The following is a 21,890-nucleotide window of genomic DNA, read 5'->3' as shown; positions in this document are numbered from 1 at the left end:
AAGCGGCCCTAAAGCCTGCAATCGCGATGTTTCAGATAGACCATAGTTGCAGGTTTTGCGACTGCTGCGCAGCCGAGCGGGAGCAAGCTCCCTCGCCACAGGGAATGCTTGTGCTATTTGGTTGCGCGTTTGGTCGTGACAGCGGTTTTACTTCGGGTCGATTTGCGTTTCTTCTTCCACGGCGCTGCAGCCTTGCCGGCCGGTGGCGGGCCGCTGATGGTCAGGCTCAGCGCGGAACAGCGGGTGATCTGCTTGCTCATCCACGCCGCCTGTTTGGTGACGAACTCCTCCAGGCTCATCTCGCCGCTCTGCACCATGTCCAGCGCCTGTTCCCAGATGGCCGTGGTGCCGGGATCGGCAATCGCCCGGGGCACGGCGTCGATCAGGCTGAAGGCCGCCGGAGTTGCAGCAAGGGCCTTGCCGTTCTTCACCAGATAGCCGCGATCCAGCAGACCCTGAATGATCGAAGCGCGGGTCGCTTCGGTGCCGATGCCGGTGGTGTCCTTGAGTTTCTGTTTGAGCAACGGATCTTCCACCAGTTTGGCGACGTTCTTCATCGCCTTGATCAGGTCGCCCTCGGTGTAGGGCTTCGGCGGCTGGGTCCACAGATCCTTGAGGTTCACGCTGGCCACGGCGCAATCGATACCCTGGCTCAGCACCGGCAAGGTTTGCGGGGCGGCTGCTTCACGACCCTTGGCCGGCGCCAGCGCTTCGGGCAAGGCACGCTTCCAGCCCGGCTCGATGATTTGTTTGCCGACGGCGCGCAACGCTTCACCGGCGCAATCGAAGTCGGCCTGGGTGCGATCGTATTCATGATTGGGCAGAAATTGCGCCAGATATCGCGCGCGAATCAGGGTGTAGACCGCCCGGTGTTTACCGCTCAAACGCTCGAGATTTTTCGCCGCCGCTGTGGGGATGATGCCGTGGTGGGCGCTGACCTTGGCGTCGTTCCACGCCCGCGAGCGGCGCTGCGGGTCGAGGTGACCGTTCAGCGCGTCAAGGCTCGGGTCGGCCTGACGCAATGCGGCGAGTATTCCAGGAGCTTCGCTGTGCTGGCTCAGCGGCAGGAAACCGCAATCGCTGCGCGGGTAGGTGATGACCTTGTAGGTTTCGTAAAGGGCCTGGGCGATGTCGAGGGTTTCCTGGGCGCCGAGACCGAGCTTCTTCGAGCAGACTTCCTGCAGGGTGCCCAGATCGAATGGCAGCGGTGCCACTTCACGCATGCGTTCGGTGCGCAGTTTGACCACCCGCGCACTGGCGGCGCTGTTCAGAGCGGCGGCTGCCTGCTGGGCCAGTGCCTGATTCAGGCAGCGATCCTGATCGTCGCAAACGTCCGAGGGCGCACGCCATTGCGCAGTGAACGGCGTGCCGTCGTGCAGCAGTTGCACATCGATCGCCCAATATGGCACCGGCACAAAATCGGCGATGCTACGGTCGCGGTCTACCACCAGTCGCAAGGTTGGCGTCTGCACCCGACCGACCGGCAGCACACCCTGATAGCCGGACTGCCGGCCCAGCAAGGTGAAAAGGCGACTCATGTTCATGCCGATCAGCCAGTCGGCCCGCGAGCGCCCCAGCGCCGAGTGATACAGGCTGAAGGTTTCCGCCCCCGGCTTCAGCGCGGCCAAAGCCTTGCGAATCGACGCTTCGTCCAGCGCCGACAGCCACAAGCGGCGGATCGGTCCGCGATAGCGGCAGTGCTCGACCAGTTCCCGGGCAATCATCTCGCCCTCACGGTCGGCGTCGGTAGCGATGATCAGCTCGCTGGCCTCGCCCAGCAGGCGCTTGACCGCCTTGTACTGGCTGGCGGTGCGCGGCTTGACGGTCATTTTCCATTTGTCGGGAATGATCGGCAGATCCGCCAGCACCCAACGCTTGTAGCGCGCGTCGTAGGCATCCGGTGGTGCGGTTTCCAGCAGATGGCCAATGCACCAGGTCACTGTGACGTCCGTTCCCAGCCAACAGCCGTCGCCCCGACGTTTGGCACCGAGCACGGCCGCAATATCTTTGGCCTGGGAAGGTTTTTCACAGAGGTACAGCCGCATAACCACCGTCGTCGATCAGTTCACTGGAGGTGCACAGAATGGCCGCAGTTGGCGCCCGGAGCAACTTTTATCTGTATGGATATACAGATCAAAACATTGCCGGGAATGACCAGTATTACCGGGACGTCGCGCGCGGCTATCGAGAAATCGATTGGCAGGGCAGTTGACGCTCGTGTCAGGTTCACCGGGCTTCTTAGAAACGCGAGTGAGCGGACGATCTCGCCAGTGGATCGCCGTGCCCGACGCGTACTGCCAACTCTGAAACAAGGAAGTCCCACCATGGCTCAAGCCAAAGCGAAAACCAGCAGCGCCTATGACCAAGTGAACGCCTTCAGCCATCTGTATGACCGTGGCGTCGGTCTGGTCAATGGCAAACCGTCGTTCACCGCCGATCAGGCAGCCGACGAAATCCTGCGCAAAAACCTGTCGTGGCACGACAAGAACGGTGACGGCAAAATCTCCCTGACCTACACCTTCCTCACCGAGAAACCGGCGAACTACAACCCGAACCTCGGCAACTTCAGCCAGTTCAGCGCGCAGCAAAAGGCTCAAGCCGTGCTGGCCATGCAATCCTGGGCCGACGTGGCCAAGGTGACCTTCACCGAAGGCAATGGCGGCGACGGCCACATGACCTTCGGCAACTACGACGTCAGCACCGGCGGCGCGGCGTTCGCTTACCTGCCGAGCGGTGGCAGCTACGACGGTCAGTCGTGGTACCTGATCAACAATCAGTATCAGGTCAACAAGACCCCGGACACCAACAACTACGGGCGCCAGACCCTGACCCACGAAATCGGCCACACCCTCGGCCTGTCGCACCCGGGCGCCTACAACGCCGGCAACGGCAGCCCGACCTATAACGACGCCAAGTACGCCGAAGACACCCGTGGCTACAGCCTGATGAGCTATTGGAGCGAAGCCAACACCGACCAGAACTTCAGCAAGGACGGCAGCGGCGCCTACGCCTCGGCACCGTTGCTCGACGATATTGTGGCGGTGCAGAAACTCTACGGCGCCAACTATGAGACGCGCGCCGGTGACACCATCTACGGTTTCGACTCCAACGCCGGGCGTGATTTCTACAGCGCTACATCGGCGGCTTCGAAGCTGGTGTTCTCGGTGTGGGACGGTGGCGGCATTGACACCCTGAACTTCTCCGGCTTCACCCAGAACCAGAAGATCAACCTCAATGAAGGTTCGTTCTCCGACGTTGGCGGTCTGATTGGTAACGTTTCCATTGCCTATGGTGTGACCATCGAAAACGCGCGGGGTGGTTCAGGCAACGACCTGCTGATCGGCAACTCGGCGGTCAACATTCTGAATGGCGGTGCCGGCAACGACATTCTCTACGGTGGCGGCGGCGGTGATACGTTGTGGGGCGGCGAGGGTGCAGACACCTTCGTGTTCGGTGCAGCCAGCGATTCGACCAACAACCAGCCGGACTGGATCATGGATTTCAAAAGCGGCGTGGACAAGATCGACATCTCGGGCATCGCCGGTTTCGCCACGGGCGCGGCCACGTTGAACTTCGTCAGCAGTTTCACCGGCCATGCGGGCGATGCGATCCTGACTTACTACGCGCAGGGCGGTCAGACCACGCTGCTGATCGATCTGACCGGGCAGGGCGAGATTGATTTCGCGGTGGGTGTGGTGGGGCAGGCGGTGGCGACTGATATCGTGGTGTGAGCTGATCCTGACTGACACCGATTCAGGGCAACTATCGTCCTGTGGCGAGGGAGCTCGCTCCCGCTCGGCGGCGAAGCCGTCGCAAAACCTGAAATCGCGTTATACCTGATGCAGCGCGATTTCCGGATTTGGGTCTGCTATGCAGACCAGCGGGGCGGTGCGACGATTCGACAAGCTCCCTCGCCACAGTTCATTTGTCCCTGGAGAAACCCCATGAGCACCACCGGCCTCAACCCCGTCATCACCCTCGAACAACTCCCCGGTTGCCTGCTGGTGAAATTCCACGGCATCCAGGTCGCGGCATCCTCGCATGTGCTGGTCCTCCATGAGGCCAACTACCCGCCGGTGTACTACGTGCCCCGCGAGGACATCGACGAAAAATACTTCGCCCGCACCGATCACACCAGTTATTGCCCGTACAAGGGCGATGCCAATTACTTCAGCCTGCAGGTGCCGGGGCATGAGGGGGCGAATGCGGTGTGGACTTACGAGAAACCGAAGATCTCGGTCGATGCGATCAAGAACTATGTGGCGTTTTATCCGGATCAGGTGAAGTTCGAGGTGATCAAGGCTGATGCCTGATTCTTGGCTGAGGAGATTCAATTGTGGCGAGGGGATTCATCCCCGATGGACTACGTAGTAGTCCCCTTTTTCACGGGGGGCGCTACGCACCCCATCGGGGATAAATCCCCTCGCCACAGGTTTTTTTACCAAAGGATCATGTTTCAGATTCAGTTCTTATCGAGATCGATATTCTTCGTCTCGCGCAAACAAATCATCCCTACCACCAGGCTCACCCCGGTAATCAGCACCGGGTACCACAGCCCATAGAAAATATCCCCGGTGTACACCACCAGCGCGAACGACACCGTCGGCAGGAATCCGCCGAACCAGCCGTTGCCGATGTGATACGGCAGCGACATCGAGGTGTAGCGGATGCGCGTCGGGAACAGTTCGACCATCAGCGCCGCGAGCGGGCCGTAGCACATGGCCGAGATGATGATCAGCGCGACGATCAGCGCCACGATCATCGGTTTGTTGATCTGTTGCAGGTCGGCCTGTTGCGGGTAGCCGGCGAGGGTCACCGCGCCGCGCAGGGCCGATTCGTCGTAGCCGTCGATCTTCACGTCGCCGATGCTCACCTGCACGCCACTGCCGGCCGGAGCGGCGACACTGGAGTAGGGCAGGCCCTGCTTGACCAGGAAGGTCTTGACCTTGTCGCACGGGCTGTCGAATTTGGCCTTGCCCACCGGGTCGAACTGGAAGGTGCAGGTCGCCGGATCGGCCAGCACGGTGATCGGCGCCTGACGGCTGGCCTGATCGATAGCCGGGTTGGCGTAATGCGCCAGGGATTTGAAGATCGGGAAGTACAGCGCAGTGGCCAGCAGCAGGCCGAGCATCAGCACCGGTTTGCGCCCGACCTTGTCCGACAGCCAGCCGAAAATGATGAAGAACGGCGCGCCGATCACCACGCTGATGATCAGCAGACTGTTGGCCACCGCCGGGTCCATTTTCAGGAACTGGGTGAGGAAAAACAGCACGTAAAATTGCGCAGCGTAGAAGGTCACCGCTTGCCCGGCGTTGATGCTGAACAGCGCGATCAGCACGACCTTGAGGTTCTCCCATTTGCCGAAGGATTCGCGGATCGGCGCTTTCGAGGCTTTGCCTTCCTCTTTCATTTTCAGGTACGCCGGCGACTCGTGCAGGCTCAGGCGGATCCAGGTGGAAATGCCCAGCAGCACGATCGACAGCAGGAACGGAATGCGCCAGCCCCAGACTTCAAACTGATCGCCAGTGAAGTAGCGGCAACCGAGCACCACCAGCAGCGACAGCAGCAGGCCGAGGGTCGCGGTGGATTGAATCCAGCTGGTGTGGAAACCGCGTTTGCCGATCGGCGCGTGTTCCGCCACATAAGTCGCGGCGCCACCGTATTCACCGCCCAGCGCCAGCCCCTGAAGCATGCGCAGCACCACCAGAATGATCGGCGCAGCAATGCCGATGCTGGCGTAGGTCGGCAGCAGGCCGACGCAGAAGGTTGCGATGCCCATCAGGATGATGGTCGCGAGGAAGGTGTATTTGCGCCCGATCATGTCCCCCAACCGACCGAACACCAGCGCCCCGAACGGCCGCACGATAAACCCGGCGGCGAAGGCCATCAGCGCGAAGATGAACGCCGTGGTGTCGTTGACCCCGGCGAAAAACTGCTTGCTGATCACCGCCGCGAGGGCGCCGTAGAGGAAGAAGTCATACCACTCGAACACCGTCCCGAGCGACGAGGCGAAGATGACTTTCTGCGTGGCATTGCTGGTGCTGGCGCCGCGCGTGGCGTCCAGCGGCTGAGCGTGTTCTGACATATCGGTATCCCTCACAGTGATTGTTTTTGTTGTTCCACTGGTGTTGCGTGTCCGGTTGAGTCTTGAGTTGACGCAGTTCCTGTAGGAGTGAGCCTGCTCGCGATGGCGGTGTATCAGCCAACGGAAATGTTGAATTTTATTCCGTCATCGCGAGCAGGCTCACTCCTACAAGGGTTGAGTTCGGAGCGGTTGGGTTGAGGATCATCTGCGCCGCCTTCTCGGCAATCATCAGCGTAGGCGAACAGGTGTTGCCCGAGGTAATCCGCGGCATGATCGACGCGTCGGCGATGCGCAGGCCGGGCACGCCATGCACGCGCAGTTGCGCATCGACCACCGCTTCAGCGTCATTGCCCATGCGGCAGGTGCCGACCGGGTGAAAAATCGTCGTGCCGATGCGCGCCGCCGCTTCGTGCAATTGCTCCTCGCTTTGCAGGCTGTCGCCGGGCAGATATTCCACCGGTTTGAACGCTTGCAGGGCCGGGGCGCTGACGATGCGGCGGGTCAGGCGGATCGCATCGGCGGCCACGCGCAGGTCTTCGGGATGGCTGAGGTAATTCGGTTGAATCAGCGGTGCTTCCTGCGGGTCTGCCGAACGGATGTCGATGCGCCCACGGCTCTGCGGACGCAGATCACACACCGACGCGGTGAACGCCGGAAAGCTGTGCAACGGCTCGCCAAAGCGCTCCAGCGACAGCGGCTGCACGTGATACTCAAGGTTGGCGGAAGTCTGCTCCGGCCCGGATCGGGCAAATGCTCCGAGCTGACTAGGCGCCATTGACAACGGCCCGCTGCGGTCATACAGATAACGCAGGCCCATGCCCATCTTGCCCCACACGCTGCCGGCGATCTGATTCAGGCTCCGAGCGTTCTGCAGTTTGTAGATCAGGCGCAGTTGCAGGTGATCCTGCAGATTGCCGCCGACCCCCGGCAGCTCATGAATCACCCCGATGCCGAGGCGTTCCAGTAACGGACGCGGGCCGATCCCGGAACGCTGCAGAATGCTCGGCGAGCCGACGGCGCCGGCGCAGAGGATGATTTCCTTGCGCGCCTTGAAGCTTTTCACCCGACCTTCGTGACGTGCGCTGACCTTCGATGCGCGACCGTTTTCCAATAGCACGCGATCAACCTCAACCCCGGTCAGCACCGTCAGATTGGCCCGCTCGCGAACCGGTTTGAGAAAAGCCTTGGCCGCGTTCCAGCGCACCCCGGCCTTCTGGTTGACCTGAAAGTAGCCGCAACCCTCGTTGTCGCCCTGATTGAAGTCATCGATGCTGGCGATGCCGCTCTGCTCGGCGGCGCTGCGAAACGCTTCGAGAATCGGCCACGACAGGCGCTGTTGCTCGACCCGCCATTCACCCTGGGCACCGTGAAATTCAGCGGCGCCGGCAAAGTGATTTTCGCTCTGTTTGAACAGCGGCAGCACGTCGTTCCAGGCCCAGCCCGAATTGCCCTCGGCGGCCCAGCCGTCATAGTCGCCGGCCTGACCGCGCATGTAGATCATGCCGTTGATCGAGGAGCAGCCACCGAGCACTTTGCCGCGTGGGTAGCTCAGGCTGCGGCCTTGCAGGCCGGGCTGCGCTTCGGTCTTGAAGCACCAGTCAGTGCGCGGGTTGCCGATGCAGAACAGGTAACCCACGGGGATGTGAATCCATGCGTAGTTGTCGCGCCCGCCAGCTTCGAGCAGCAACACCCGCTGCTGTTTATCCGCCGACAGTCGATTGGCCAGCAGGCACCCGGCAGGGCCGGCGCCGACCACGATGTAGTCGAATTCTTCAAGGGAAGTCTGCATTCCCTGACCTCGCTTTTTGTTTTTATTGTCGGACACTCTAGTTGTTAGCTTTCGTTAAAAGAATGTTAGTTTTTGCGCAGCCGCTGTGCGTTTTCAAACAGCCTGGATTGACCATAGCTGACAAGGACACCCCATGTTCGACTGGAACGACCTGCGGTTCTTTCTGGAGTTGCAACGCAGCGGCCGCCTGCTTACCGCTGCCCGGCGCTTGAACACCACTCACGCCACGGTGGCGCGACACATCGAGGCGATCGAAAAAAGCCTCGGTACCGCGCTGTTCGTCCAGCACGCCCAAGGCTATGAAATGACCCCGGCAGGCGAGGCGCTGCTCAAGCATGCCGAAGCCATGGAAAATGTCGCGCTGCTGGCCCAGGAAGAAATCACCCAGTCCACCGCACCGCTGGGCAAGATCCGCGTCGGCGTCACCGAAGGGCTGGGGATCAAGTTTCTCGCCAGCCGTATGATCGGCCTGTTCGAACGCTATCCGGGGCTGGAGGTGGAACTGGTCGCTGTGCCGCGCTTTGTCAGCATCCTCAACCGCGAGGCGGAAATCAGCATTCATCTGGAGCGTCCGGCGGCGGACATGCTGGTCACGCGCAAGCTCACCGACTATCGGTTGGCGCTCTATGCCAGCCAACGCTACCTCGACAATGCGCCGCCATTGCGCAGCCGCGAAGACCTTGGGCGGCATGCGTGGATCGGTTATGTCGATGACCTGCTGTTCAGTCAGGAACTGATGTTCCTCAACAGCTTCTGCCGCAGTCCGCGCGTGGTGTTCCATAGCACCAGCGTCATCGCCCAGCAGGAAGCGGCGCGCTCGGGATTGGGCATTGCCGTGCTGCCTTGCTACATGGCCGCGTCGGATCCGGATCTGGTGGCGTTGTTGCCGGATGACAGCATCGAACGCAGCTACTGGATCAGCACCCGGCGCGAGCTGCACAAGTCGGTGCGGCTGCGGGTGGTCTGGGATTACGTCGTCGGCCTTTGCGAGGCGGAGCAGGGCCTGTTACGCGGATAGTCCCGCTCCCACAGGGGGGCTGCGGTGTGGCTTGAATCTGGGGTTGAATAATATATGGATATCCGTATATTCGGTTTTCCATATGTTCGAGCCCGCTTCCATGCTCACCCCCACCGAACTGTTCAAAAGCCTGGCCGACGAAACCCGTGCCCGCGCCACCTTGCTGATTGCCGAGCAGGGTGAGCTATGTGTCTGCGAGCTGATGTGCGCCCTCGACGACAGCCAGCCGAAAATCAGCCGCCACCTCGCGCAACTGCGCAGCAATGGGTTGTTGCTCGATCGCCGTCAGGGCCAGTGGGTCTATTACCGGCTCAACCCGGATCTGCCGGATTGGGTTCACCAGATCCTCAAGATTACCGCGACGGCCAACGCCGACTGGCTCAAGGACAATGCCTGTCGCCTGCACAACATGGACGGCCGTCCTGCCCGCGAAATCGCGTGCTGCTGAACTTCTAATATCCCCGGAGCTATCCATGCGTGTCCTGTTCATGTGCACGGCCAACAGCTGCCGCAGCATCCTTTCCGAAGCCATGTTCAATCATCTGGCGTGCGAGGGTTTCGAGGCGGTGAGCGCCGGCAGTTTCCCCAAGGGCCAAGTGTTGCCGCGCAGCCTGACGACGCTGCAACAGGCCGGTATCTCCATCGACGGTTTGTACAGCAAGGGCAACGACGCCTTCGAAAGCAACCCGCCGGACATCGTCATCACTGTCTGCGACAAGGCAGCGGGCGAAACCTGCCCGGTGTATTTCGGCCCGGCGATCAAATGCCATTGGGGGCTGGAAGATCCCTCCGATGTGACGGGTGACGAAGCCGCAGTGGATGCCGCGTTCCGTGCCACGCTGGCGATCATCGAGCGCCGCTGTGCAACCTTCCTCGGTCTTCCTTTCAAAACACTCAGCCGCGCTGAGCTTCAGCGCGAACTCGATCGCATCGGCTCCCTCTGAGCCGGAGGACGTATGTCAGAGCACCTGCCCAATCTTGATCACACGCTGTTCGAAGGCCGGATCACATCACCTTCGCACGAACACAAACCACGCATCCTGCTGCTCTACGGTTCGACCCGCGAACGCTCCTTCAGCCGTCTGCTGGTGGAGGAGGCCGCACGCTTGCTGGAGCACTTCGGTGCCGAGACGCGCATCTTCAATCCGTCCGGTTTGCCGTTGCCGGATGACGCCCCGGTCGACCATCCCAAAGTCCAGGAACTGCGCGAGCTGGTACTGTGGTCGGAAGGTCAGGTCTGGTGTTCGCCGGAACGCCACGGTGCGATGTCGGCGGTGTTCAAGGCGCAGATCGACTGGATTCCGCTGGAGCTCGGCGCGGTACGTCCGACCCAGGGCAAAACCCTCGCGGTGATGCAGGTCTGCGGCGGTTCGCAGTCGTTCAACGTGGTCAATCAACTGCGCGTGCTGGGGCGCTGGATGCGCATGTTCACCATCCCCAATCAGTCTTCGGTGCCCAAGGCGTTCACGGAATTCGACGAGGCAGGGCGGATGAAACCGTCAGCGTTTTATGATCGCGTGGTCGATGTGATGGAAGAGCTGGTGAAGTTCACCGTGCTGCTACGCGAACGCCAGGATTTTCTGGTGGATCGCTATTCCGAACGCAAGGAAAGTGCTGAGCAACTGATGGCGCGGGTCAATCAGCGCTCGATCTGAAATGCACAAACCTTCTAGCCTCAACCCGCCAATTGTGGATTACTGGCCCCAGCCCATCACCGTATTCAAGCCATGAGCAACTGGATCGACCTTGCCCGCGACCGGGAAACCGGCATCGAAACCCTGCACGCGCATTTCGCCGGGCACGCGCATGCCTACGATCCGCACTGGCACGAAACCTACCTGATCGGCTTCACCGAGCAAGGCGTGCAGCGCTTCAACAGCCGTCGGGCGCGGCATGACAGCACGCCGGGCAAGGTCTTCATGCTTGAGCCTGGCGACATTCATGACGGCGATGCGCCGAGCCCGGACGGTTTCACCTATCGCATGCTCTACCTGCAACCGGCATGGCTGGAGCAGGCGCTGGACGGTTTGCATCTGGGCAGTTATGGCAGCGGCTTGCCGGGGATCGGCAGTGTGCTCAACGATGATCCCGAACTGGCTCGCGCCACCTTGTTTGCCTTTAACGCACTGCATAAGCAGGACGTGCGCATGGTGCGCGATGTGGCGCTCGATGCGTTGCTGGAGCGACTGGCGATTCACCTGTACCGGCGACCGCAACCAACCACCGTATCCCGCGCGCCATTGATCGCCCGGCAGGCACGCGATTACCTGGTGGCCTACCACGAGCAGGACATCAGCCTGCAAACCCTGGCCGACGTCTGCGGCACCGACCGTTTCCGCCTGACCCGCGCGTTCAAGGCCGCTTATGGACTCGCGCCGCACGCGTGGCTGATCCAGCTGCGCCTCAGCCGTGGCCGACAGATGCTTGCCGCCGGCATGCAGCCAGTGGACGTCGCCAGTCGCCTCGGTTTCGCCGACCAAAGCCATCTGGGCCGCTGGTTCGTGCGTGCCTACGGCATCACGCCGGGCGCCTATCAGCAGCGCGCCATTGGCACGTTTCGACGCTGAACAAACGTTCAAGACCACCACGCTGCTCAGCCATCACAGTAGGCCCTGACTTTCTACAGGGCCGTGCCATGCTTGCGTTCATCCTCTTTGCCTTCGTTGCCTCGATCACCCCGGGGCCGACCAATCTCATTGTCCTCAGTACCAGCGCTCGACGCGGCTGGCGACCGTGCCTGCCGATCATTCTCGGCGCGGGGGCGGGCGCCGCGTCGTTGGTTTGGGTGGCCGGGGCTGGCGCCAGTACGCTGATGCTGCCCGGCGTGCGCCCGGTGATCAGTGCTCTGGGGATGGGCTGGATGCTCTGGCTGGCGTGGCAAATTTTCACGGCGCCGGCCACTGCCATCGATCCCGCTGCCGGTGAGGAAAAACCCGAGCTGGGCCTGCTCGGCGCCGCGCTGTTGCAATGGGTCAATCCCAAGTCGTGGATGATGGCGATTGCCGTGATCAGCGTGTTTACCGCGCAAGGGCAGGGCTTGAACGCGTTGTGCCTGGCGTTCTTTCTGGTGTCGTTGCCGTGCCTGGCGCTGTGGGCGTTGCTCGGTCGCGGTGCTGCGCGCTGGCTGAGCAATCCGGCACAGTTGCAGTGGCTGAACCGGATTCTGGCGGTGTTGCTGGTGGTGTCATCCGCCGCTGCGTTGCTGCACAACTGAGGCGATGGTTTGAGTGAGAGAGCAGAGGTTTTTTTCACAAAATTTGCAGGTGAAGTGAGGATAATGAGCGGGCAATCTGCAGGGTCTTGAGGCTGCGAGGGCAGGGTGGTGCAATCGGTTCGCCCTGCCATTGCGACGAGACCGTCGCTCACGACAATCACGAGGCACTTTATGACTCGCGACACCGCCGTCACCCGATATGGAAAACTCTCAATCACCCTGCACTGGCTGATGCTGGCGTTGTTTGTCGGCGTCTACGCCTGCGTCGAAATCAAGGGCTTCATGCCCAAGGGCAGCGAAGCGCGCGGCCTGCTGATGGGCTTCCACGGTCTGTTCGGCACGAGCATTTTCGTGCTGGTGTGGGTGCGCCTGCTCGGCCGCCTGACCCCACGCCCGCCGATCACTCCGAAGCCGCCAGCCTGGCAGACCGGCATCTCGCACCTGATGCACCTGGCGCTGTACGTGCTGATGATCGCCACGCCGATCCTCGCCTGGCTGATGCTCGCTGCCGCCGACAAACCGTTCCCGTACTTCGGCTTCCACGTCCCGGCACCGGTGGCGATCGACCCGGACTTCGCCAAACAGCTCAAGTACTGGCATGAAACGCTGGGCAGCGCCGGCTACTGGCTGATCGGCTTGCACGCGGCGGCGGGGCTGTTTCACCACTACTGGGTGCGGGATAACACGCTGGTGCGGATGTTGCCGGGGCGCACCGAATAACCCTGACCTCCTTCAACCCGCAATCCCTGTGGGAGCGAGCTTGCTCGCGAAGGCGGAGTATCAGCCACTGATGATGTCGGCTGACACGGCCCCTTCGCGAGCAAGCTCGCTCCCACAGTTTTTTGTGGTGTCTGGCAGGACGGGAAAGTTGCTGGAATCGTACTTCGCGTCCACTCTATGGCATGCCGACAAGGAGCGTCGCCGACCCTCCGTCGTGCCCCATGGGAGCTTGCAGCATGAGCGAAGACAACAAGGTAAAAGGCCCAGCGTCGTACTTCCCCTCCATCGAAAAGAAATACGGCCAGCCCATCAATCACTGGCTGAACCTGCTCGCCGGCATCACCGACAAGAAGCACATGGAGCTGGTGGCGTGGCTCAAGGAGGAACACGGCATGGGCCACGGTCATGCCAACGCCTTGGTTGCGCATCATCTGACGGTTAAAAAGTGAGGGCAGGGCAGCGATGAATTTCTCCCACCGGCCAGTGACGGCCGACGACGTCAAAACCCTGTGCGGCTTTCCGCAGGGCGTTCAAGAGTTGTACTTCATGTTCCCGAAAGCGCAGTACCCGCTGACGGAAGAACAGATGCACACCGCGATCAGCCAGCGCTTCGACTCCACGGCTTTTCTGGCCAACGGCGAGCTCGTCGGCTTCGCCAACTTCTACCGTGCCGAGCACGACGGCATCTGCTGCATCGGCAACGTCATCGTCGCGCCTTACGCCCGTGGCCAGGGCGTCGCTCGCTACATCGTCGAAACCATGACTGCGGTCGGTTTCGAAAAGTATCAGGCCAGGGAAGTGCAGCTTTCGTGCTTCAACGAAAACACGGCGGGGTTGCTGCTTTATCCGAAACTCGGGTTTGTCCCGTTCTCCATCGAGGAACGCGCGGCGCCGGGTGGCAGGCGTGTGGCGTTGATCAATATGACCCGCCACCGGCAATAGCCATCCCCCAACCCCTGTGGGAGCCGGGCTTGCCCGCGATGGCGCCAGCCCGGCCAAACGCCCTCCCGAGCCTTGCGCAGAACCTGTGGGAGCTAGCCTGCTAGCGAAGACGCCAGCCCAGTCAAAACGAGTTCCCGAGCCTGACCGCGAACCTGTGGGAGCGAGCTTGCTCGCGAAGACGCCAGCCCAAACGACACCGCACTGCATCCATAAACACGATCATCCAGGCACCCGATGACTCAAACCTCCTCACCCCTAAGCTGACGACTCATCAGATCACAACTCGCCGACCACGACGTCAACCACTCCGGCATCTCCGGCGACTGTTCAGGCAGCCCCAACTCCCTGACAAACTCACCCGGCGCAATCGTGCCTTTCGCCGAACGAAACAGCCCACGCATGACCACCACACCGATCACCCGTCCCTTGCTCACGAAGCGATGCTCCATGAAGCTCCATTTGTCGTCCCAGCCAAGCATCCGGCTGTGAATTTCAAACGTTTCAAACAGCTTCAGCTCACGCCGAAATTTGCCCCACGTATCGCCAACGATCGGCAACGCTTTAGCGCGCAACGCCACCCGAAACGCGCCACTGCGCAACACAAAATCCATGCGCCCGACATCAGCCATGGTGAAGTAGCGACCATTGGTGACATGCCGATTCAAATCGAGATCCAGCGGCCACACGCGCATGCGGATCACGGTGGATTCCAGCGCATTGACCGGCTTGCGCCACGGTCGGCGAAAAAGCATGCAGAGCAATCGAAACCACAGATTCATCAGTACGTCAGCCAGTTGAAAAGAGCGCTGCACTCTAGCGAGCCGGGCGATGGCGAGGTAGGTGCGTAAATGACTTTTTTGGACGGAACAGTGCATTCCGATCATTGCCGGGTGGGTGCTGGATCGGTAGCCCGTTCAACCGGCGGATAAACAGGAAATAATCGGGATGTTTATATGAAGCCTGCCGTTACCACCGAAGCCCTACAACGCCTTGCGCCATCGCCTACGAGTACGCCAGAATCCGCCGGCTTGTGCGTCTAGAGCGCGGGTTCTATCGTCTGTCGGTCACTGAAAATCAGTGATCGGGTTTGGTAGCCCTGAGTTCTCGTAGATTGCATAAGCATCATGATTTGCAGTGTCTGTTCGACACGGCTTTATGGTGGTCATGCACAGGGCGTCTTCGGGCGCGCCGGTTTTCTACGTCCCGGTCTACCAACCTGCGCATGGCCGCCACCCTCGTTTGGTAGCGAGAGTGATGGCTCCCTTTTTTGACGTAGGAGCTTCACCATGATCAAACCAACACCCAACCCGCCAGAAACCGACCTCGCATCCCCCTACGAATCCCTCGATTCGAAAAAACTCCACGAAGCCGCCGAACGCGCCCTCGACCATTACCTGTCCCCGGCCACCCAAATCATGGCCAGCCCCCACAAACCCGAACCCATGTACCTCGCCAACCCGAAGTGCGACACCGAATCCCTGCTCGCCAACGCCAGCGAAACCCTCGGCTCCGCCAGCGAAATGCTCAACAACTTCGCCGCCATGCTCGACACCTCCCACCGCAAAACCGCACTGGGCATCGCCCAAGTCGTCATGCTCGGCGAACTCGCCGTAAACCAGGCCCTCGACAACGTCGAATTACAGGGATAGGCATTAGCCAACTGTGGCGAAGGTGTAAGCGTCGCCACAGTGGAGTGCTGCCGGTTACTAAAAGTTGTTTTTGTCCGTCAGCTATTAATCAAACTGTATTTGTTCTTTTTCAGGTCGCTCTAGTGCTATATCTGTGGGTGGCTGTTCTTTTATCGGGTCTGTTTTAAGTCTTATTTCTCCCGTGACTTTTGCAAGTCTCAACGCGATTGCCGCACCGAGTAAAATTGACGCTGCGTATTTTATTATGTCAAAGATTTTTTCGAAGTGCCTGAAGTCGGATCTTGCTTTCTCAATTGAGTCGCTTTGTATTACATATTTGGCGTGATCTTGGATTAGGTCGTCAAATCTTTCTTTTATCAAAGGGTTGTTAAATCTAATTATTCCTTTGTTCTCATCGGTAAAATAACGGACGATTTTCAAGTCAATTTGCGTTTTAGTCGGCTCATCAGGTCTGATTTTTCTAAACTCCTCGCACGCCGAAGCCAGCTCTTTGGAAAGAGCTGTCACGTGATTGTTTGCTGACGGTGGGAGACAAATCGGGGGGTCGCTAAGCCTCGCAGCTGCCATGTTGAGATTTTGGCTCGTGAGCCGACCGATGCTTTCTTCCATGTTTATAGTGGATTGATTGATCGCTGTTCCCGCTTGGATTGATTGGATGACAAATCCAAAAGCTCCAATTGTAATCCACCAATAATCAGCTTTTTTCCAACCAATATCATCCAGGCGCGTCGGAAGGTACTTGGTTTTCCTGACAAGCCACCAGTAAAAAACATAGTATAGAAAGGCTATGCTTACTGCGATGATGCATGCAATTAACATCATTTGCATGATCGGATCGTACCCCATGTTAGTGCTCCTTTGTTCTTCGAAAATTCGGTAGTTCTCCTTATCGGCAGAGATTTATTTTGCTACAGGCATAGATGCAGATATGGTGCTGTCATCCAGTGGGTGGTCGTTAAATGTAGGTCTCATTAATTGGGGGCTGGGCTGACTTTTCTGAAGCTAAAAAATGATCTGAAGTACGACACCGAATCCATTCTTGCCTACGTCAGCGAAGCCTTCGACACAGACGGTTTTCTCAACTGTGCTGGCACAGAGCCACGCCTTGCGCCTCCAAGCCTCGGCTGTCACCCTTCGGCCCGTTCTTCAAGGATCAGAACAAGGAATCAAGGATTGAGTGGCTACGTTCCCAACCCCCCGAAAAACTACCGCTACGAAGAAGCCAAACCCGTCGATATTCATGCCCAGCGTTGGGCTGAGTATGAGAAACATGGGAAAGAGCCTGCGCGCGAGCCCGAGAAAATCGGGATTGCGTTGAGGATTGGGGTTTTCTTTGATGGTACTGGCAACAATGCGAACAACACGGCAGCAGGGTTGCTGTGTGGTGCGCAGCATCCGATTGCGCCGCAGGATATTCCTGCTAGCTGTCAGCCCTATATGGGGGATCCGGACAGCAGCTATGGTGCTGGCCCTACCAATGTTAAAAAACTGAGTGAGCTTTACGACGCCCCAGAGGGAGCCGAAGGTGAGGGGCTCCGAAAGCAAGCTTTCCGCATGATTTATGTAGAGGGCATTGGTACCCAAGCGGGTAAGCAAGATAGCACCTTCGGAGGTGGCACTGGGCGAGGTGAGACCGGAGTTGCAAGTAGGGTTCAGTCTTCGTTTGCATCGATCAAATTACGTATCAAAGAACTCTTGAACGATAACCCGGGTAGCGAAGTGACTTCGCTGACCTTCGACACATTTGGATTTAGCCGGGGTGCAGCTGCTGCCCGGCACTTTTGCAATGAAGTCGTGCGTGGCAAGCAAGGTCCCTTAGGTGAAGTGCTACGTAGCAATCCTGAAGCGTTCAGCAAGACCTTTATTGATCAATACAATGCCGATATCAGAATGGGCTTTATTGGGCTGTTCGATACAGTTCCGTCTATAGCTGGCTGGTCCAATTTCGGCAACGTGAAAAGCCCCATTGCAACGGGCATCAAGCTTTACCTGGATCGTCGTTTTTTCACCGATGTCGTCCATTTGGTCGCGCGTGATGAATGCCGAGGCAACTTTGCCCTCAGCCGTGTAAAACCTGCTCATCTGGAGATCACTTTGCCAGGTGTTCACTCCGATATCGGAGGTAGTTATCTCGACGAAGCGCAGGAATGTGTGCTTGTCAGCCCTATGCAAGCACTAGAAGTCCCTCTCCAAACGGATGTTCTCACCACTTCGATTTACCGCGATGCGGTGACAGTAAAAAATCAGTGGATCGCGGATGGCTGGCCGTCCGAGATGCTGGAAATCGTCACGCCACCTGCGCTGCTGATGCCGAACAGTCCGCAAGACCGTATGAGCCCACGTGTCAAACACGTGTATGCCGCCGTACAGCTCAAGCGTCCGGTCAGTGGCTTGCTGTCCCGAGTCTATCTGCGTGTGATGCATAAAATGGCGAAGGACAAAGGCGTTCGGTTCAACGACATTTCAGACACGCCTGATCTGGCGCTACCGTCAGAACTTCAAGCTATGTGTGATCGATTTGTCTCTGGTGACTACAGAACTACGCCAGAAGAAGAGCGAATGCTCAAACTCAAGTACATTCACACGTCCGCAAACTGGAACCATCCACTAGGCCGAAGAGATGGAAGCGGTGTGAGAGCGGTGTACATCAACGCCCCCACCCCTGACGGCATACGCGTACAACATCCCCACGTACCCGACTGGACGCTTTTTTGATGAGACTTCTAACAAGCCTGCTCTGTGCAGTCCTCATGACCGGTTGTCATGCCGATCCGCTTTCAACAAAAAATGATCCGAAGTCTCCATGGTGGGAGCTTGCGTTCACCGAGCCTCATTACATGAAGGTTTGGGTAGAGGACACCGCCGTAGAAGACATCAAGGGCGAGACGTTCTTGCACACTGGCGGAGGATCCGCATCAGGCGGCCAACCGGAAGACGGCACCGACTCTGCTCGTGGTTGGCACGGCGTTGGAAGCACCGGAAAAAGTGTTGTTGGTGCGGATCTTCCCAAACGGATCTATGTCCGTTGGCAATCAATTGTTGAACCCCAAACGTACAAGGCCTGGGTAGATATCCCAGAGGAAGCCAGACAACTCATGCTCGAGTCCGTCAATCAGCGCTGCGCAAAAACACCCGAACAAGAGGGGCGCTATAACGCGTCTCTCTACTTGGGTCTGGCGCCCGGTGGTGTCGTGCAAGTCTGGGTTCGAGACTCATGCCACCATCCTGTCAAAGTCGCCAGAGCACAGGCAGAGGTCGAACCGCTGGGGCCTAGTCAAGGTAAGAACCAAGGGCGCTATGCGTATCCCGTCAGCGAAAAGTCCAGGCGGTATATCGATAAATTCGGCATCCCGTACGGGAGTTGGTAATCCTTAAGCCAATGAAACAACTCATAACGATACTTTGCGTTTTGCTGATCTCAGGGTGCCAAGAAACTGATCCACTCTCAGCCAAAAATGACCCGAAGTCCGAATGGTGGGAGCTGGCGTTTATTGAGCCGGACTACATGAAGGTCTGGGTTGAAAACAGTTCTGTTCAAGACGTTAACAACCGGATTTTCTACAAAACCGGCGGCGGCACCGCTGCAGGGGGAGAGCCTGAAGATGGAACAGAGTCAGCCCGGGGATGGACTGGCGGGGTTGGCGGCAGCGGGAGGAGGGTGATAGGAGCAGACCTACCCGTTCGCATCTGGGTCCGTTGGCAATCAATCGTCGAACAGAAAACCTGGCAAGCATGGGTAGATATTCCGGAAGAGGCCAGGCAGTTGATGGTGACGTCCGTCAATCAGCGCTGCCCGCGAACTCCTGATCGGCAGGCAAGATTCATGGCATCGGTTTATCTCGGCCTGGCTCCCGGCGGTGTCGTGCAGGTTTGGGTAAGAGACTCATGTCATCACCCAGTTAAGGTCGCGCGAGCACAGGCGGAAATTGAGCCACTGGGGCCGAGTCAAGGTAAGAACGAAGGGCGGTACGCCTATCCTGTGAGTGAAAAGGCTAAGCGGTATATCGACAAGTACGGCATTCCATATGGAAGTTGGTAGTCGTGACAAATACTTGAATGGATCATTTGTAATGAAAGCAACGATTGCACTGCTGGGCGCATTATTGTTGTCCGGCTGCCAAAGCAGTGGCCCAGAAACAGGCGAAAATGACCCTAAATATCCATGGTGGGAATTAGTGTTCGTTCAGCCGAATTACATGAAGGTCTGGGTAGAGGACAGCTCCGTCCAAGACATCAATAACAGAGTCTTCTTTAGAGCTGGCAAGAGCACTGCAGCCAGCGGAGAGCCCGATATCAGCACAGAGTCTGCCCGTAGTTGGGGGACCGTGTCGGGGAGTGGGATACCTGTGACGGGCGCCGACCTTCCAAAACTGATCTTTGTCCGCTGGCAATCCATAACAGAGCAAAAAACCTACAAAGGCTTCATCGAAATTCCGGAAGAGGGCAGGCAACTGATGGTGAAGTCAACACACCAGCGTTGCCCGGAAACACCGGAGAAAACTGCTCGCTTTATGGCGTCACTCTACGTAGGGCTCGCTCCGGGCGGCGTGCTCAAAACATGGGTTAGAGATTCATGTCGAAAACCGGTTGAGATTTCTCGCGGTCAAGGAGAGATAGAGCCTTTGGGGCCGGAACAAGGGAAGCACGGTGGTCGTTATGCCTATCCGGTAAGTGAGAAGGCTAAGCGGTATGTCGAAAAGTACGGCATTCCGTATGGGAGTTGGTAGGCGACACTTCTCTTGCTTGCCTTTCAGGACGTTTGTCTTGAGTGAGTCACCTTTTTGACAGCTATCGCGTCAATGCTGAGCTCAACGAAGGTTCGCTTTCGGCCAATAGCTGTCTGTCGTAATCGACCGAAACCGACCCAGAGCGGACGTTGTCACTGCACCCTGCGTCTAGTAAAAAGGTCATCTCCAGTTCCAGGCACTGAAACGAATTATGACTACTGACTATGGTCAACGTGTTTGTACTCGATGCGGCGATTCAATTACTGGTTACTGTCCATCAATTGAAACGCTCGCGATCATCGGGGCTTTCCACGAGAAGGGTGATCAGGCAGTAGTAGATGAGATAGTCCGCCGAGAAAATATTGATCCTAATGTTGTCTGGGAATATTTCCGCCATCGGATGAGGCCTCTTTGCGAGCAAAAAAATGCTCGATGCTCATTCTGCGGAGGGCAGTTGAGGACTTGGCGTGCGCGTCAATGCATGCACTGTTTTAGGGAGTGGCACTGACGCACGGTGATTATCGAGCTGAATTTTCAGATTCTGAACTGCATTTGTACGACTTTCGACTGACCGCTACGTGGCCGGAAGCCGCCGTACCTGGCCTACCGTTTTCGGCCAAAAGCTGTACTTGCAAAGGCTAGTGGCAAAACAGTAATTTTAAGATAAGGCCGACGGAAAATGGCCGCCAGCGGGTCATTCGATGGGGATGCCACGTATGCCCACTTCTCTAACCTTTAGGTACCACAATGAGGTCGTATCGCAAGTTGATTTCAGCAATAGAGGCGTTTGATCGCTGGGAGCAGCCATGGGAGTTTTATGAGTCGATATCATCTGCACCATCACTCGACACAAATGACCTCGAACAACTGCGGCGTGCCTGGGGTACTGCGATAGAGAGAGAAGGTTGGCTTGCGAGCAAGGACTTTGCCGATGGCTGCTCGCTTGCAGATGCTCGTCTTGCGTCGCGATTCCCATGGCTATCGAACAAAGCACGACAGCAGCTTGTCAACGGCGCTTCCTACCAATGGCTGTAACGCTTAACAGCTCGCCGAAGGCTGGATAAATGTTGGTGCATCTGGTTCAACAGTCAATTATCTGAATGATAGTCATGGTCGGTTCCAGCCCTTCGCTACAAGGGAGAAACTGGCAGAGATCGGCCAGAAGCGGAGGTTCACAAGCGGCAGCTACCGACCTATAACTGGCTTTCGTTCGGGGCAGCAATCGGCCATAAGCGGTCGTTCGCAAGCGACCGGTTGAATCCGCAGCCATAAGCGGGCAGTTACGAAATATCATGAGAAGTAATGACGGGACTGAGATGGGGGTGGCCTGCCAAAAATTGGACGATTCAAACATTCCGACTACTCTCTCGAAGTGATATCACTTCGATATCTTCTAATCGAATGGAGGCAGCGATGGCATCAGTCTTGATAACGTACGATCTAATTACCCCAGGAAAGAAATACACAGAGCTTCACGATGCAATAAAGGCGTTGGGCTCCTGGTGGCATTGTGTCGATTCAACTTGGATAGTTAAGTCAGATTTTTCACTTGTGCAGATCCGTGACGAGCTAAAAAAGCATATCGATTCGAATGACAAGCTGTTGGTTTTAGGGCTCTCAGGTGCCGGGGCATGGGTTGGATTAGACAAAAATTGTTCTGATTGGCTTACCAATAATCTTTAGATTATTTTGCCCTCTTTGCAGGGGGGATTACCGATGCAAGAACGTATTTTTTCATTATGAAAG

General features: G+C 58.0%; 22 protein-coding genes. 17 read left to right on the top strand and 5 right to left on the bottom strand.

Going from position 1 to position 21,890, the window contains the following annotated elements:
- Nucleotides 1–113: 113 nt before the first annotated feature.
- The gene (locus tag PMI25_RS14950) at nucleotides 114–2,045 is read right to left on the bottom strand and encodes a DNA topoisomerase III (RefSeq protein WP_007966854.1); all 1,932 of its coding nucleotides are present in this window, start codon (nucleotides 2,043–2,045) and stop codon (nucleotides 114–116) included.
- A 279-nt stretch (nucleotides 2,046–2,324) separates the two neighbouring features.
- Between PMI25_RS14950 and PMI25_RS14945 the strand changes: the two genes are divergently transcribed.
- Together PMI25_RS14945 and PMI25_RS14940 are read left to right on the top strand one after the other, a co-directional pair.
- Nucleotides 2,325–3,731, top strand: coding sequence for a serralysin family metalloprotease (locus PMI25_RS14945; RefSeq protein ID WP_007966856.1), 1,407 nt, complete (start codon nucleotides 2,325–2,327; stop codon nucleotides 3,729–3,731).
- Between the two features lie 213 nt (nucleotides 3,732–3,944).
- Nucleotides 3,945–4,313, top strand: a complete 369-nt coding sequence (locus tag PMI25_RS14940) for a DUF427 domain-containing protein (RefSeq protein WP_007966858.1) — start codon at nucleotides 3,945–3,947, stop codon at nucleotides 4,311–4,313.
- Nucleotides 4,314–4,462: 149 nt separating this feature from the next.
- Here PMI25_RS14940 and PMI25_RS14935 read toward each other — a convergent pair whose 3' ends face one another.
- Nucleotides 4,463–6,085, bottom strand: coding sequence for an MFS transporter (locus tag PMI25_RS14935; protein ID WP_007966860.1), 1,623 nt, complete (start codon nucleotides 6,083–6,085; stop codon nucleotides 4,463–4,465).
- A 136-nt stretch (nucleotides 6,086–6,221) separates the two neighbouring features.
- Nucleotides 6,222–7,874 carry a GMC family oxidoreductase gene (locus PMI25_RS14930; protein WP_007966862.1) on the bottom strand — a complete coding sequence of 551 codons (1,653 nt, stop codon included), beginning with the start codon at nucleotides 7,872–7,874 and terminating at the stop codon, nucleotides 6,222–6,224.
- A gap of 133 nt (nucleotides 7,875–8,007) precedes the next feature.
- On the opposite strand from PMI25_RS14930, the gene PMI25_RS14925 reads away from it, so the two are divergent.
- The 9 genes from PMI25_RS14925 to PMI25_RS14885 all read left to right on the top strand — a co-directional run bounded on the left by PMI25_RS14925 (nucleotide 8,008) and on the right by PMI25_RS14885 (nucleotide 13,768).
- The gene (locus PMI25_RS14925; protein ID WP_007966865.1) at nucleotides 8,008–8,892 is read left to right on the top strand and encodes a LysR family transcriptional regulator; all 885 of its coding nucleotides are present in this window, start codon (nucleotides 8,008–8,010) and stop codon (nucleotides 8,890–8,892) included.
- A 100-nt stretch (nucleotides 8,893–8,992) separates the two neighbouring features.
- Nucleotides 8,993–9,340: a metalloregulator ArsR/SmtB family transcription factor gene (locus tag PMI25_RS14920; RefSeq protein ID WP_007966868.1), complete on the top strand. Its 348-nt coding sequence runs from the start codon at nucleotides 8,993–8,995 to the stop codon at nucleotides 9,338–9,340.
- Nucleotides 9,341–9,365: 25 nt separating this feature from the next.
- Nucleotides 9,366–9,836 (top strand): arsenate reductase ArsC, encoded by a 471-nt coding sequence (locus tag PMI25_RS14915; RefSeq protein ID WP_007966870.1) that lies wholly within the window; start codon nucleotides 9,366–9,368, stop codon nucleotides 9,834–9,836.
- A 12-nt stretch (nucleotides 9,837–9,848) separates the two neighbouring features.
- Complete coding sequence (gene arsH, locus PMI25_RS14910; protein ID WP_007966871.1) at nucleotides 9,849–10,547, top strand: arsenical resistance protein ArsH; 699 nt, start codon at nucleotides 9,849–9,851, stop codon at nucleotides 10,545–10,547.
- A 72-nt stretch (nucleotides 10,548–10,619) separates the two neighbouring features.
- On the top strand, nucleotides 10,620–11,459 hold the full coding sequence (locus tag PMI25_RS14905) for an AraC family transcriptional regulator (RefSeq protein WP_007966872.1): 840 nt from the start codon (nucleotides 10,620–10,622) through the stop codon (nucleotides 11,457–11,459).
- Nucleotides 11,460–11,527: 68 nt separating this feature from the next.
- Complete coding sequence (locus PMI25_RS14900) at nucleotides 11,528–12,106, top strand: LysE family translocator (protein ID WP_007966873.1); 579 nt, start codon at nucleotides 11,528–11,530, stop codon at nucleotides 12,104–12,106.
- Between the two features lie 171 nt (nucleotides 12,107–12,277).
- Nucleotides 12,278–12,826: a cytochrome b gene (locus tag PMI25_RS14895; RefSeq protein WP_007966874.1), complete on the top strand. Its 549-nt coding sequence runs from the start codon at nucleotides 12,278–12,280 to the stop codon at nucleotides 12,824–12,826.
- A gap of 236 nt (nucleotides 12,827–13,062) precedes the next feature.
- A complete protein-coding gene (locus tag PMI25_RS14890; RefSeq protein WP_007966875.1) occupies nucleotides 13,063–13,275 on the top strand; it encodes a DUF4287 domain-containing protein in 213 nt (70 codons plus the stop codon).
- Between the two features lie 13 nt (nucleotides 13,276–13,288).
- Complete coding sequence (locus PMI25_RS14885) at nucleotides 13,289–13,768, top strand: GNAT family N-acetyltransferase (RefSeq protein ID WP_007966876.1); 480 nt, start codon at nucleotides 13,289–13,291, stop codon at nucleotides 13,766–13,768.
- A gap of 239 nt (nucleotides 13,769–14,007) precedes the next feature.
- Here the strand turns inward: PMI25_RS14885 and PMI25_RS14880 are convergent, their stop codons facing one another.
- Nucleotides 14,008–14,547, bottom strand: coding sequence for a thioesterase family protein (locus PMI25_RS14880; protein WP_045122070.1), 540 nt, complete (start codon nucleotides 14,545–14,547; stop codon nucleotides 14,008–14,010).
- Between the two features lie 507 nt (nucleotides 14,548–15,054).
- Between PMI25_RS14880 and PMI25_RS14875 the strand changes: the two genes are divergently transcribed.
- On the top strand, nucleotides 15,055–15,417 hold the full coding sequence (locus PMI25_RS14875; RefSeq protein ID WP_007966878.1) for a DUF6124 family protein: 363 nt from the start codon (nucleotides 15,055–15,057) through the stop codon (nucleotides 15,415–15,417).
- Between the two features lie 84 nt (nucleotides 15,418–15,501).
- On the opposite strand, the gene PMI25_RS14870 is transcribed toward PMI25_RS14875, so the two are convergent.
- The gene (locus PMI25_RS14870) at nucleotides 15,502–16,263 is read right to left on the bottom strand and encodes a hypothetical protein (protein ID WP_007966880.1); all 762 of its coding nucleotides are present in this window, start codon (nucleotides 16,261–16,263) and stop codon (nucleotides 15,502–15,504) included.
- A gap of 327 nt (nucleotides 16,264–16,590) precedes the next feature.
- On the opposite strand from PMI25_RS14870, the gene PMI25_RS14865 reads away from it, so the two are divergent.
- The 5 genes from PMI25_RS14865 (at nucleotide 16,591) to PMI25_RS14845 (ending at nucleotide 21,827) form a co-directional block, all read left to right on the top strand.
- Nucleotides 16,591–18,132, top strand: a complete 1,542-nt coding sequence (locus PMI25_RS14865; RefSeq protein ID WP_007966883.1) for a T6SS phospholipase effector Tle1-like catalytic domain-containing protein — start codon at nucleotides 16,591–16,593, stop codon at nucleotides 18,130–18,132.
- A complete protein-coding gene (locus PMI25_RS14860) occupies nucleotides 18,132–18,785 on the top strand; it encodes a DUF2931 family protein (protein ID WP_007966885.1) in 654 nt (217 codons plus the stop codon). Before PMI25_RS14865 ends, PMI25_RS14860 begins: the two co-directional genes overlap by 1 nt.
- Before the next feature lie 11 nt (nucleotides 18,786–18,796).
- Complete coding sequence (locus tag PMI25_RS14855) at nucleotides 18,797–19,456, top strand: DUF2931 family protein (protein ID WP_007966887.1); 660 nt, start codon at nucleotides 18,797–18,799, stop codon at nucleotides 19,454–19,456.
- Nucleotides 19,457–19,487: 31 nt separating this feature from the next.
- A complete protein-coding gene (locus PMI25_RS14850; protein ID WP_007966889.1) occupies nucleotides 19,488–20,144 on the top strand; it encodes a DUF2931 family protein in 657 nt (218 codons plus the stop codon).
- A gap of 1,413 nt (nucleotides 20,145–21,557) precedes the next feature.
- Nucleotides 21,558–21,827 (top strand): SinR family protein, encoded by a 270-nt coding sequence (locus PMI25_RS14845; protein ID WP_045122069.1) that lies wholly within the window; start codon nucleotides 21,558–21,560, stop codon nucleotides 21,825–21,827.
- The last annotated feature ends 63 nt before the right edge of the window (nucleotides 21,828–21,890 follow it).

The organism is Pseudomonas sp. GM30, from assembly GCF_000282275.2.
In the GTDB taxonomy this organism is placed as follows: Bacteria; Pseudomonadota; Gammaproteobacteria; order Pseudomonadales; family Pseudomonadaceae; genus Aquipseudomonas.
This window is presented reverse-complemented; position numbering and strand designations above follow the sequence as displayed.